The organism is Streptomyces sp. BB1-1-1, assembly GCF_031597775.1.
Lineage (GTDB): Bacteria > Actinomycetota > Actinomycetes > Streptomycetales > Streptomycetaceae > Streptomyces > Streptomyces thinghirensis.
Window position 1 is genome coordinate 6245446 of the sequence record NZ_CP134203.1, and the last position, 12755, is coordinate 6258200.

General features: G+C 73.2%; 10 protein-coding genes. 8 read left to right on the forward strand and 2 right to left on the reverse strand.

Annotated features, from left to right (window positions below):
- Positions 1–26 precede the first annotated feature (26 nt).
- The 4 genes from RI578_RS28610 to RI578_RS28625 all read left to right on the forward strand — a co-directional run bounded on the left by RI578_RS28610 (position 27) and on the right by RI578_RS28625 (position 5145).
- The gene (locus tag RI578_RS28610) at positions 27–1370 is read left to right on the forward strand and encodes an NYN domain-containing protein (RefSeq protein ID WP_310873759.1); all 1344 of its coding nucleotides are present in this window, start codon (positions 27–29) and stop codon (positions 1368–1370) included.
- Positions 1371–1613: 243 nt separating this feature from the next.
- Positions 1614–2657 (forward strand): C40 family peptidase, encoded by a 1044-nt coding sequence (locus RI578_RS28615; RefSeq protein ID WP_121747317.1) that lies wholly within the window; start codon positions 1614–1616, stop codon positions 2655–2657.
- Positions 2658–2871: 214 nt separating this feature from the next.
- Entirely contained in the window at positions 2872–3885 is a 1014-nt protein-coding gene (locus RI578_RS28620; protein WP_310873760.1) for an NlpC/P60 family protein, read from the forward strand.
- Positions 3886–3951: 66 nt separating this feature from the next.
- Positions 3952–5145, forward strand: a complete 1194-nt coding sequence (locus tag RI578_RS28625; RefSeq protein ID WP_310873761.1) for a hypothetical protein — start codon at positions 3952–3954, stop codon at positions 5143–5145.
- Positions 5146–5193: 48 nt separating this feature from the next.
- On the opposite strand, the gene RI578_RS28630 is transcribed toward RI578_RS28625, so the two are convergent.
- Positions 5194–6432: a glycosyltransferase 87 family protein gene (locus RI578_RS28630; protein WP_310875883.1), complete on the reverse strand. Its 1239-nt coding sequence runs from the start codon at positions 6430–6432 to the stop codon at positions 5194–5196.
- Between the two features lie 121 nt (positions 6433–6553).
- Here RI578_RS28630 and RI578_RS28635 point away from each other — a divergent pair, with 121 nt between their 5' ends.
- Complete coding sequence (locus tag RI578_RS28635) at positions 6554–7696, forward strand: glycosyltransferase family 4 protein (protein WP_310873762.1); 1143 nt, start codon at positions 6554–6556, stop codon at positions 7694–7696.
- Between the two features lie 102 nt (positions 7697–7798).
- Here RI578_RS28635 and RI578_RS28640 read toward each other — a convergent pair whose 3' ends face one another.
- Positions 7799–9595 carry an AMP-dependent synthetase/ligase gene (locus RI578_RS28640; RefSeq protein ID WP_310873763.1) on the reverse strand — a complete coding sequence of 599 codons (1797 nt, stop codon included), beginning with the start codon at positions 9593–9595 and terminating at the stop codon, positions 7799–7801.
- A gap of 332 nt (positions 9596–9927) precedes the next feature.
- On the opposite strand from RI578_RS28640, the gene RI578_RS28645 reads away from it, so the two are divergent.
- The 3 genes from RI578_RS28645 to RI578_RS28655 all read left to right on the forward strand — a co-directional run bounded on the left by RI578_RS28645 (position 9928) and on the right by RI578_RS28655 (position 12698).
- Positions 9928–10725 carry a metallophosphoesterase gene (locus tag RI578_RS28645; protein ID WP_310873764.1) on the forward strand — a complete coding sequence of 266 codons (798 nt, stop codon included), beginning with the start codon at positions 9928–9930 and terminating at the stop codon, positions 10723–10725.
- A 165-nt stretch (positions 10726–10890) separates the two neighbouring features.
- Positions 10891–11331 carry an SRPBCC family protein gene (locus tag RI578_RS28650; RefSeq protein WP_310873765.1) on the forward strand — a complete coding sequence of 147 codons (441 nt, stop codon included), beginning with the start codon at positions 10891–10893 and terminating at the stop codon, positions 11329–11331.
- Between the two features lie 182 nt (positions 11332–11513).
- Positions 11514–12698: an ArsA-related P-loop ATPase gene (locus RI578_RS28655; protein WP_310873766.1), complete on the forward strand. Its 1185-nt coding sequence runs from the start codon at positions 11514–11516 to the stop codon at positions 12696–12698.
- Positions 12699–12755 lie beyond the last annotated feature (57 nt).

A 12755-nucleotide genomic window follows, 5' to 3' on the forward strand; every position in this document is an offset into this window, starting at 1 on the left:
GTCACGCAGAGGCATTGGGGTGACGGATGGTGGAGACACATGGCGGGGAGCCGGGCGACGGCACCGCCGAGGTGCTCGACCGGCCGCTGCCCGACGGCGTGCGCCGCAGGGTCGTGCAGATCGTGTCCGACGGCTTCGGCGGACTCACTCTCGGCGAACTGCCGGCCCAGCTGAGACAGTACGCCCGGTTCGCCCCGAACCGCAGGGCCAAGTTCGCCGGCAACGCCATGGCCGCCGCCGTGGAGACCGACCCCCTGTTCCGCCAGCGCATCGGCGAGAAGCTCAGAGAGGCCCAGCCGGAACTGGCCGGGGCCCTGGACGCCGCCTCCCCGCCGCCCGCCGCGGACCCGCTGGACGTGGCGGCCGCGGCCTACGTGCTGCGCCCGCACGGCTGGGTGAAGCTGGTGACCGCCGCCGGCGAGGAGGCGCAGCGCGCGGACGCCGAGCGCGCCGATGAGGAGAGCCGCGCGGAGCTGGAGCGGCTGCACGAGGAGCTGGCCCGGGCCCGGGAGCACACCAGGACCGAGACCGAGCGGCTGCGCGCCGAGCTGGACGCGGCGAAGAAGGAGTCCGAGTCGCTGCACCGCAAGCTGCGCTCGGCCCTCAGCGACGTCAAGCGCGGCGAGGCGGCGCTGCGCAAGGTCCGGGCCGAGATGGACGCGGTCCGCGCCGAGGGGCACGCACAGGTCTCCGCCGCCGAGAGCGAGAGCCGGCGGCTCAAGACCCGGCTCGGGGAGGCGGAGGCCGCCCTGGAGGCCACCCGCAAGGCGGCCCGTGAGGGGCGCAGCGTCGAGGACATGCGGGTGCGGCTGCTGCTGGACACCCTGCTGGACGCCACGCAGGGGCTGCGCCGGGAACTCGCGCTGCCCCCGGTGTCGGTGCGGCCCGCCGAGACGGTGGACGCGGTGGAACCCGGCCGGATGACGCCCAAGGACATCGCCGCCCGCGCCCTGTCCGAGAACGACCCCGCCATCCTCGACCAGCTGCTGGCGCTGCCCCAGGCGCACCTGGTCGTCGACGGCTACAACGTCACCAAGACCGGCTATCCGCAGATGCCGCTGGAGAAGCAGCGGCTCAGGCTCCTCGGCCAGCTCTCCCAGCTCGCCGCGCAGACCGGCGCCGAGATGACCTGCGTCTTCGACGGGGCCGAACTGGTGGCGCCGGTGCTGCTCGCGCCGCCGCGCGGGGTGCGGGTGCTGTTCTCCAAGCCCGGGGTCACGGCCGACGAGCTGATCCGCCAGCTGGTGCGGGCCGAGCCGCCGGGCCGGCCGGTCATCGTCGTCTCCACCGACCGCGAGGTCGCCGACGGCGTGGCGCGCGCCGGCGCACGACCGGTGGCGTCCGCGGTGCTCCTCAAGCGGCTCTCCTAGCCCCGCGCCGACCTCCTGCTTCACTTTCGTGGCAACCGCAACGTAGGTGTTCTATGCCCGAATTGACGGAACCGTCACGCAACGTAGCGTCAAGTGAAGGTCACTGCAGGTGAGTTGTGGCAAAGAATGCGGTGCGTAACCGGGATTTTTCGACGGAGGATTTGAACTGATCACGAGTGGGTCACTAGGGTCAGCCCTCGAACCCTCGCACGGGTGATCCCTCTCAAGAAGGAGCTCGTCTCCGTGGCGTCCCACCGTCGTCCCAAGCAGCCGAGCCGCACGCGCGTGACCGTGCTCACCACCGCTGCCGCCGCCGCCGTCGCTCTCAGCTCGCAGGCCGCCAACGCCGCCCCGAGTGAGAAGCCGAGCAAGGACGAGGTCAAGGCCAAGGTCGACAAGCTCTACACGGAGGCCGAGCAGGCCACCGAGAAGTACAACGGCGCCAAGGAGAAGCAGGAGAAGCTCCAGAAGGAGATCTCCACCATCCAGGACAACGTCGCCCGCGGCCAGGAGGAGCTCAACGAGCTGCGCGACGGCCTCGGTTCGATGGCCAGCGCCCAGTACCGCTCCGGCGGGATAGACCCCTCCCTCCAGCTGTTCCTGTCCGCCGACCCGGACGACTACCTGGACAAGGCCTCCACCCTCGACCAGCTGAGCGGTCAGCAGGTCGAGGCGCTGAAGAAGATCCAGGACAAGCAGCGCGACCTCGCCCAGCAGCGCTCCGAGGCCACCGAGAAGCTCAAGGACCTCGCCTCCACCCGCACCGAACTGGGCAAGAAGAAGAAGGAAGTCCAGGGCAAGCTCTCCTCCGCGCAGAAGCTGCTCAACACGCTCACCGCGAAGGAGAAGGCCGCCCTCGCCGCCGAGGAGCAGCGCGCCACCCGCAGCAGCGAGCGCGAGGTCCTGACCGGCGGTAGCGGGAAGCCCGCCTCCGGCCGGGCCGCCGCCGCCTTCGCCGCCGCCCAGAGCAAGATCGGCACGCCCTACGTCTACGGCGCCACCGGCCCCTCCTCCTTCGACTGCTCGGGCCTGACCTCCTGGGCCTACGCCCAGGCCGGCGTCGGCATCCCGCGCACCTCCGAGGCGCAGACCGGCGCGGGCACCCGCATCTCCTCGATGAGCGACCTCCAGGTCGGCGACCTGGTCTTCTTCTTCAACGACCTGCACCACGTCGGCCTCTACGCCGGCAACGGCCAGGTCCTGCACGCGCCGCGCACCGGCACGGTCGTGCGCTACGAGTCGATGAACACCATCGGCGGCCCGTTCATGTTCGGCGTGCGAGTCTGAACCGCCGCCTCCCGTAAACCCCTCAGTCGCCCTCGCCATGCCGCCCGTTCGGGCGAATCACGGTACGGCCTTCTGACCTCCGCCCCGCCGGTGACCTGCGTCAGCGGCGGGGCGTCGTGCTGCGCGCGCCTCCGAGGTCGTTGGCCGGTGCCCCGCCACGGGGTTACTGTCTGCCGCGTTTCCCTGTCCGCCAGCGGAAGGAGTGCGGCTTCCCGTGGGGTTCCATCGCCGCCTTGCACCAACCGGGCTCGACCGCGGCGCCACCGCCGCCGTCGGCCTGCTTTCCGTCGCCGCCGCGGCCCTGGGCGCCGTACCGGCCACGGCCACCCCGCACGACGACCGGCGGGCGGAGGTGGACCGGCTCTACACGGAGGCGGAGCAGGCGACCGAGGCCTACAACAAGGCCGACGCGCGCACCGACGCCCTGCGCGAGGAGGTCAGCACCGCGCAGGACTCGATCGCCCGGCAGCAGGAGCGGATCAACACCATGCGGGACGCGCTCGGTTCGCTGGCCGGCGCCCAGTACCGCTCCGGCGGCATCGACCCGTCGCTGGCGCTGCTGCTCTCCGCCGACCCGGACGACTACCTGGACAAGGCCTCCGTGCTCGACCGGATCACCAGCCACCAGGCCGGTGAACTCAGGGAACTCCAGGGCGCCATGCGCGACCTCGCCCAGGACCGTGCCGAGGCCGGCCGGAAGCTCACCGAGCTGGAGAAGGGCCGCAAGGCCGTCGCCGCCCACAAGAAGACCGTGGAGCGCAAGCTCGCGAAGGCCCGCGAGCTGCTCAACTCCCTTCCGGACGGCGAACGCGCCGCCTACGACCGCGGCTCCCGCTCCGGCCGTACCGACCTGTCCGCCCCCGGCGACGCCGGTCCCGTCTCCGGCCGCGCGGCGGCCGCCGTCGCCGCCGCCCGCTCCGCCCTCGGCAAGCCCTACGTCTGGGGCGCCAACGGGCCCACCGGCTTCGACTGCTCGGGCCTGACCCAGTGGTCGTACGCGCAGGCCGGGGTCGGGCTGCCGCGCACCTCGCAGGCGCAGTCCGGCGCCGGGCAGCGGGTGTCCCTGGCCCAGGCCCGGCCCGGCGACCTGGTCGCCTACCGCGACGACGCCAGCCACATCGGCATGTACGTCGGCGACGGCCAGGTGATCCACGCGCCCTACCCCGGCGCCCCGGTGCGCTACGACCCGGTCGGCATGATGCCGGTCTCCTCGGTCACCAGGGTCTGACCTCCGGGACCCCTCCGGGTTCTCCGCCCGCTGCCTCCTCCGGCCGGCCGCCCGTACGATCGGGAGGTGGCTGGTCGAAGGCGGGTGTCGGGTTCCTCGGTGGTGGCGCTGTGCCTGCTGCTCGTCTCCCTCGTGGCCTGCGGCGGCCGGACCGCCGCCGACCCCGTCCCGGCCGAGGTGCAGCGGGTACTCGACCGGCGTGCGGAAGCCGTCCTCGACCACGACCGGGCCGCCTACACGCGTACGGGCACCGGAGCCGGCTTCGACAACCTGGGCGAGGTGCCGCTGGCCGCCTGGTCGTACCGCGTGAGGGGCGTGGACCGCACCGGCGACACCGCCACCGCCGACGTCGAGCTGCGCTACCGCATCGAGGGCCACGACCGGGGCCCCGTCACCACCGGCCGCACCGTGCGGCTGAGCCGGGACGGGGCGGACGGGCGGTGGACCGTCGACTCCGACCGGCCCGCGAAGCGGTCCGGCCAGCAGCCGTGGGACCAGGGCGCGGTCGAGGTCGTCCGGGGCACGCACAGCCTCGTGCTCGGCGTCGGACAGTCCACCGGGGCGCTGCGCCGCTACGCCGACCTCGCCGACCGGGCGGTGCCGGCCGTGTCGGACGCCTGGGACGGCGACTGGGCCCGCCGGGTCGTCGTACTCGTCCCGAAGTCGCTGGAGGGGATGGCGGGCCTGCTCGGCTCGCCCGCCTCCTCCTACCGGGGCATCGCGGCGGTCACCACCGGCGAGACGGGCGGCCGGGAGCAGGCACCGGCGGACCGGATCATCGTCAATCCCGACGCGTACGGGCTCCTCGGCGACCTCGGCAAACAGGTCGTGCTCACCCACGAGACCACCCACGTCGCCACCCGCGCCGACACCACCGCCGCCACCCCGCTGTGGCTGTCCGAGGGCTACGCGGACTGGGTCGGCTACCGCGACGGCGACCGCGCCCCCGCCGAGGCCGCCCCCGAGATGGCCGGCGCGGTCGCCGAGGGCCGGGTGCCCGCGAGTCTCCCGACCGACGAGGACTTCGGCTTCACCGCCGACGCGGACCAACTGGCCCGCGCCTACGAGGGCGGCTGGCTGGCCTGCCGCATGATCGCCGACCAGTGGGGCGAGGACCGCCTGGACGCCTTCTACCGCGCCGTGGGCGGGCACGCGAAGCGCGCGGGCGCGGTCGAGGACGCGATGAACGAGGTGCTCGCGACGACGCCGGAGGAGTTCACGGCACGGTGGCGGGAGTATCTGCGGGCGGAGTTCGACTGAGGTCGCCTCGCTCCCGTCGCCTCACGGGTCCGCGCGGACGCCGTCCGCTCAGGACGAGGCCGGTGTTTTGCCGGTGCGGGCGGCGCGGGGCGGCGGCGTCGGCACGGGCGTCCCGCGCGGCGCCGTGTCGCGCCACAGGGCGCGGGCCGCGAGGAGCGCCGCGGCGACCAGCAGCCCGTTGCGGACGACGAGCAGCGCGATGCCGAGCGGGTCGCTCGCGACGACCTGCGCGAACCAGACCGGGAACTCCAGCACCGTCACCAGGCTCGCCGCCAGCACCAGGGCGACCGGCACCCGCATGCGGCTCGCGCGGAAGCACCGGCAGACCGCGGCGACGCCGATCAGCCACACCATGTACTGCGGACTGATCACCCGGCTGGTGACCGTGAACATCAGCACCGCCACGAAGGCCGCGTCCGCCGCCGTGTGCGCCGCGAAGCGCGAGGCCGCCAGCCGCCACAGCAGCAGCCAGCCGAAGGCCAGGGCGGTCAGCGCCAGGGCGACCGTGCTCACCGCGCCCACGTACGGGCCGAGGAACTCGACCGAGCCGTAGTTGAGCAGCACCTCGCCGTCCCAGCCGAAGTGCCGGGCGACGTGGAAGACCAGCGCGCCCAGCGACTCCACCTCGGTGCCCCGGTCCCGCTGGAACGTCAGGAACGCGAACGCCCCCGGCATCGTCACCGCGAACAGCGCCGCCAGTCCGGCCCCGCTCAGCGCCGCCGCGGCCCACGGCGCCCGCCCGCGCATCCCGAGGAGCACCAGCGCGGGCCACACCTTCAGCAGCGCCCCGAGCGCCGCCAGGGCCCCCGCCACGCGCGGATGCCGGCCGGCGGCCAGCAGCGCCGCCACCGCGACGGCGGTGACCATCACGTCGTAGCGGGCGTACACCGTCGGACCGAGCAGCGGAACGCCCGCCACCCACACCCACGCCCCGCGCGACGAGCGCCCGGAACCGCGCCCCGCGCACCACAGCAGCGCGAGGACGGCCAGGTCCGCCGCACAGGCCAGGACGAAGAAGGCCGTCGCGTACTCCAGGAAGGGCAGCAGCGCGGGGGAGAGGATCGCGAAGGCCGCCGCGGGCGGGTACTGCCAGGTGACGTCGTCCAGCGGAAACGTTCCGGTACGCAGGACGTCGTACCAGTCCCGGTAGATCACGGACACGTCGCTGGTGACGTCCGGACCGGGGAAGACCAGCACCTTCAGCACGAAGAGCAGCAGCACCAGCCGCGTGGCGCCCCAGGCCGTCAGCAGCCGCGCCGCCGACCGCCTCGCGTCCGTCGTCTCCACGTGCTCCCTGCCCGTCCGCGTGCCGTGCTTCGCGGCCATGATGACCCGGACACCTGTGCGTGTGCCACCGGGGGGCGGCCGGGCCCGCGGCCCGCGCGGCGGGTTCGGTAGGGTCGGCGGCGTGCGCAAGACCTTGATCGTGACGAACGACTTCCCGCCCCGCCCGGGCGGCATCCAGGCCTTCCTGCACAACATGGCGCTACGGCTGGACCCCGAGCGGCTGGTCGTCTACGCCTCCACCTGGAAGCGCGGCCGCGAGGGCGCCGAGGCCACCGCCGCCTTCGACGCCGAGCAGCCCTTCACCGTCGTACGCGACCGCACGACGATGCTGCTCCCGACGCCGGGCGCGACCCGTACGGCCGTCCGGCTGCTGCGCGAGCACGGGTGCACGTCGGTGTGGTTCGGGGCGGCGGCGCCCCTCGGGCTGATGGCGCCGGCGCTGCGGAAGGCGGGGGCCGAGCGGCTCGTCGCCACCACCCACGGCCACGAGGCCGGGTGGGCCCAGCTGCCCGCCGCCCGGCAACTGCTGCGCCGGATCGGGGAGTCCACGGACACGATCACCTACCTCGGCGAGTACACGCGCTCGCGGATCGCGGGCGCGCTCACCCCGGACGCCGCCGCGCGGATGGTGCAGCTGCCGCCGGGCGTCGACGAGAAGACCTTCCACCCGGGCAGCGGCGGCGAGGAGGTGCGGGCCCGGCTGGGACTGACCGAGCGGCCGGTCGTGGTCTGCGTCTCGCGGCTGGTGCCGCGCAAGGGCCAGGACACCCTGATCCGGGCGATGCCCCGCATCCTGGCCGCCGAGCCCGACGCCGTACTGCTGATCGTCGGCGGCGGCCCCTACGAGAAGGAGCTGCGCCGCCTCGCCCACGACACCGGCGTCGCCGCCTCCGTCCACTTCACCGGCGCCGTCCCCTGGTCCGAGCTGCCCGCGCACTACGGCGCCGGGGACGTCTTCGCCATGCCGTGCCGGACCCGCCGGGGCGGCCTCGACGTCGAGGGCCTCGGCATCGTCTACCTGGAGGCCTCCGCGACCGGCCTGCCCGTGGTCGCGGGCGACTCGGGCGGCGCGCCGGACGCGGTACTCGACGGCGAGACCGGCTGGGTGGTGCGCGGTGACTCCGCGGAGCAGACCGCCGACCGCGTCGTCACCCTCCTCGGCGACGCGGAGCTGCGCCGCAGGATGGGCGAACGCGGCCGCTCCTGGGTCGAGGAGAAGTGGCGCTGGGACCTGCTCGCGGAGAACTTGAGAACACTCCTGTAGGGCAGCGCCGCCAAGGGGCGCGAGGAACTGCGCGACAAGCCCCAACGCGCCTGCACCCGCCCACGGCGACAAGGGGGCACCCCCATAGGCGCCCCCGCCCAACTACTTCGCGTAGATCGCCTCGATCTCGTCCACGTAGTCCTTGGCCACAACACTCCGCTTCAGCTTCAGCGAAGGCGTCAAGTGCCCGGAGTCCTCCGTGAACTGAGCCTCCAGCACCCGGAACTTCCGCACCGACTCCGCCTTGGACACCGCCGAGTTGCCGTCGTCGATCGCCGACTGGATCGTGGCGAGCAGATCCGGATCCTCCCGCAGCGACGCCGCCGTCGAACCGGCCGGCTTGCCGTTGTCCGCGCACCACCGGCCGAGGAACTCCTCGTCGATGGTGACCAGCGCGCCCACGAACGGCCGCCCGTCGCCGACCACCATGCACTCCGCGACCAGCGCGTGCGCGCGGATGCGGTCCTCTATGACGGCCGGGGCGACGTTCTTGCCGCCGGCGGTGACGATGATCTCCTTCTTGCGCCCGGTGATCGAGAGGTAGCCGTCCTCGTCGAGGGTGCCGATGTCGCCGGTGTGGAACCAGCCGTCGGCCAGCGCCTCGGCGGTCGCGCCCGGGTTGTTCCAGTACTCCTTGAACAGGTGCTCGCCGTGCAGCAGCACCTCCCCGTCGTCCGCGATGCGCACCACGGAGCCGGGCAGCGGCTGGCCGACCGTGCCGATCTTCTGCCGGTCCCAGGGGTTGAAGGCGGTGGCCGCGCAGGACTCGGTCAGGCCGTAGCCCTCCAGCACCGTGAAGCCGATGCCGCGGAAGAAGTGGCCGAGGCGTTCGCCGAGCGGGGCGCCGCCGGAGATGGCGTACTCGCCGCGTCCGCCGAGGACCGTGCGGAGCTTGCTGTAGACGAGCTTGTCGAAGACCTTGTGCTTGATCTTCAGGCCGACGGACGGGCCCGAGGGGGTGTCCAGGGCCTTGCTGTAGGCGATCGCCGTGTCGGCGGCCTTGTCGAAGATCTTGCCCTTGCCGTCGGCCTGTGCCTTGGCGCGCGCCGAGTTGTAGACCTTCTCGAAGACGCGCGGCACACCGAGGATCAGCGTGGGCCGGAACGCGGCCAGCTCGTCGGTGAGGTTCTTGATGTCCGGGACGCAGCCCAGCTTGATCGGCGCGATCATCGGCGCGACCTGGACCAGGCGGCCGAAGACGTGGGCGAGCGGGAGGAAGAGGAGGACGGAGCACTCGCCCGTGCGGAAGAGGGGACGCAGGCGCTCGACGACGTTGCCGCACTCCGCGAAGAAGCTGCGGTGGGTGAGCACGCAGCCCTTGGGGCGGCCGGTGGTGCCGGAGGTGTAGACGATGGTCGCGGGGTCGTCGGCCTTCGCGATCGAGCCGCGCTCCTCGACGGCCCGGTCCGTGACGTCCTGGCCCAGGCGCCCCAGCTCCTCCACGGCCCCGGAGTCGATCTGCCAGACGTGCTTGAGGGCGGGCAGCTGTTCGCGCACCGACTCGACGGTGGCGGCGTGCCCGGCCGACTCCACGACGCACGCCGTGGCACCCGAGTCGCTGAGGATCCACTGCACCTGCTCGGACGAGCTGGTCTCGTACACCGGCACGGTGATCGCGCCCGCGCACCAGATCGCGAAGTCCAGCAGGGTCCACTCGTACCGCGTACGGGACATCAGGCCGACCCGGTCGCCCGGCTGGACGCCGGAGGCGATGAGGCCCTTGGCGGCGGTCTGCACCTCGGCGAGGAAGTCGCGGGCGGTCACGTCCTGCCACGCGCCGGCCACCTTGCGGGAGATGACGGCGACGTCCGGGTGCTGCGCGGCGTTTCTGCGGACGATGTCGGTCAGATTTCCGTCCGCAGGGACCTCGTACAAAGCCGGAAGGCTGAACTCGCGCAAGACTGCTGCTCCTCATAAGGCGCCGGCGCCACGACGTTGTGCGATGCGACGGTGCGGTCCAAGGCTCGGGCAAGTGCTCGGGAGATCACACGGTGATCACATGTTGGATCACATGCCGATTCACATGTTGAAAACCAGAGCACGACTGGACTGCCCGGACGTTACCCGTCGGTATGCCTTCTCCGACAGGGGGTCCCCGCGAGATGTTCGCTGCGTCACACGGATGGGGTTTCCTTTGCGCACAGTAGTCGACGGATCAACCGACCAGCCAGTAACCGCAGGTCCGATCGCCACTGTTCACGAGAGCCACGCGCTGCTTACGCTTGATCGCCATGGCACCCACACCGCCCGGTAACACGAGGACACGCGTCCATGTGGTCAGCGACGTCCATGGCAACGCCCGCGACCTGGCCAGGGCCGGCGAGGGCGCCGACGCCCTGATCTGCCTCGGCGACCTGGTCCTCTTCCTCGACTACGCCGACCACACGCGCGGCATCTTCCCCGACCTGTTCGGCGCCGCGAACGCCGACCGCATCGTCGAGCTGCGCACCGCCCGCCGCTTCGCCGAGGCGCGGGAGTTCGGGGCGCGGCTCTGGGCCGGCGTCGGCGGGGACCGGCGCGAGCTGATCGAGGGGGCGGTGCGCAAGCAGTACGCCGAGCTGTTCGCCGCCTTCCCCACCCCGACGTACGCCACCTACGGCAACGTCGACATGCCGCCCCTGTGGCGTGAGTACGCCGGCCCCGGCACCACCGTGCTCGACGGCGAGCGGGTGGAGATCGGCGGCCGCGTCTTCGGCTTCGTCGGCGGCGGCCTGCGCACCCCGATGCGCACGCCGTACGAGATCAGTGACGAGGAGTACGCCGCGAAGATCGAGGCCGTCGGCGAGGTGGACGTGCTGTGCACGCACATCCCGCCGGAGGTGCCGGAGCTGGTCTACGACACGGTGGCGCGCCGCTTCGAACGGGGCAGCCGCGCGCTGCTGGACGCGATCCGCCGCACCCGTCCCCGCTACGCCCTGTTCGGCCACGTCCACCAGCCGCTGGTGCGGCGGATGCGGATCGGGGCGACCGAGTGCGTGAACGTCGGGCACTTCGCGTCGACGGGGCGGCCGTGGGCGCTGGAGTGGTGAGCCGGGGTGGTGTCCCGGCGGCCGGACCTGCGCAGGTAGGTGGTGACATTGGCGCCGCCCGTGCGCGATAGCCTTCACGCGGCACACACGTGCGCGCCACGGGCGCACGACGACCCGGCGCACGACGACCCTCAGTACCGGCCCGCATCTGGAGGAGCCACAGCGATGGCGGAACACACCAGCTCGAGCATCACGATCGAGGCGGCACCGGCCGACGTCATGGCGGTGATCGCCGACTTCGCCCGCTACCCGGACTGGACCGGTGAGGTGAAGGAGGCGCAGGTCCTCGCGACCGACGCGCAGGGGCGTGCCGAGCAGGTCCGACTCGTCATGGACGCCGGGGCGATCAAGGACGACCAGACGCTGGGCTACACCTGGACCGGCGAGCACGAGGTGTCCTGGACGCTGGTGAAGTCCCAGATGCTGCGCTCCCTGGACGGCTCCTACCTGCTCCGCCCGGCCGGCACGGGCACGGAGGTCACCTACCGGCTCACGGTGGACGTCAAGATCCCGATGCTGGGCATGATCAAGCGCAAGGCGGAAAAGGTCATCATCGACCGGGCGCTGGCGGGCCTGAAGAAGCGAGTGGAGTCGGGACCGAAGTAGCCGCGCAGCTGCGGGCAGTCGTGCCGCTTGGGGCGGCACGGGTGGGCGCAGCGGCACCCCGCAACGCCGGGCCGCGCCGTGCCGTACGGTGCCCCGGGCCCCGGGCACCCCGCAAAGCCGGGCCGCACCCCCCCCGGGGACCCGCACCCGGCGCCGCCGAGGCACCGGTACCGTTCACCCCCATGCGCACCATCTTGATCACGGGCCCCGGCGGCAGCGGCCGTACCACCGTCGCCGCCGCCACCGCGCTCGCCGCCGCCAGGCAGGGCACCCGCACCCTGCTCCTCGGCGCCGACCGCGACGACACCCTCGGCGCCGTGCTCGGGATGCCCACGGGCGGCCCCGCACCGATCACCGTCGAACCCCGCCTCACCGCCTGGCGGCCCGACGCCGCGAAGGGATTCCGGGACGACCTCACCGCCCTCCAGGAACGCGCCGCCTCCGCGCTCGACCTGCTCGGCGCCGGCCGCCTCGACCCCGAGGAACTCACCCCCCTGCCCGGCGCCGACGAACTCGCCCTGCTGCGTGCCCTGCGCGACGCCGCCCTCGCCGAGGGCCCCGATCACCACGAACTCCTCGTCGTCGACCTCCCGCCCGCGCCGCGCGCCCTCGCGCTGCTCGCCCTGCCCGAGGAACTCCGCCGCTACCTGCGCCGTCTCCTCCCGCCCGAGCGGCAGGCGGCCCGCGCCCTGCGCCCCGTCCTCGGTCGGCTCGCCGGCGTCCCCATGCCCGCCGAGGCGCTGTACGAGGCCGCCGCCCGCTGGGACCTGGAACTCGCCGCCGCCGAGGCCGTCGTCGCCGACCGGAACACCGTCGTACGGCTGGTCGCCGAGCCGGGCCCGGCCGGTGCCGAAGCCGTCCGCTCCACCACCCTCGGCCTCGCCCTGCGGGGCCTGCGCACCGACCTGCTGGTGGCCAACCGCGTCCTGCCCGAGGACACCCCGGCGGACAGCTGGCTCATCGGCCCCCTCACCCAGCAGCGCAAGACACTGGAGGAGTGGCAGGGCGCGTACGACATCCGCACCGTCGCCCACCTCGGACGGGACCCGCGCGGCGGGGACGACCTCGCGGCGCTCGACGCGCCGGACGTCAACCGGGACGTCCCCCCGGTCGAGTGGCCCGTCACCGACCGGCTGGCCGACGACGGCGTGCTGGTCTGGCACATCCCGCTGCCCGGCGCCACCCGCGACGAACTCGACCTGGTCCGCCGCGGTGACGAACTGGTCGTCACCGCCGGGCCGTTCCGCCGGATCGTCCCGCTGCCGTCCGCGCTGCGCCGCTGCACGGTCGACGGGGCCGCCCTGCGGGACGGCACGCTCGCCGTCCGGTTCGCGCCGGACCCGAGGCTGTGGCCGCGGAGCCGCTGAACGCGCCGCACCCGTTCGGGTAACGTCGTAAGGACGAACCGTAGTCAGGAGTCCGTC

Bases quoted from the DNA above. Each gene is read 5' to 3' on its own strand.
- RI578_RS28610 (WP_310873759.1), top strand. From the start codon at position 27: ATGGTGGAGACACATGGCGGGGAGCCGGGCGACGGCACCGCCGAGGTG.
- RI578_RS28645 (WP_310873764.1), top strand. From the start codon at position 9,928: ATGGCACCCACACCGCCCGGTAACACGAGGACACGCGTCCATGTGGTC.
- RI578_RS28650 (WP_310873765.1), top strand. From the start codon at position 10,891: ATGGCGGAACACACCAGCTCGAGCATCACGATCGAGGCGGCACCGGCC.
- RI578_RS28655 (WP_310873766.1), top strand. From the start codon at position 11,514: ATGCGCACCATCTTGATCACGGGCCCCGGCGGCAGCGGCCGTACCACC.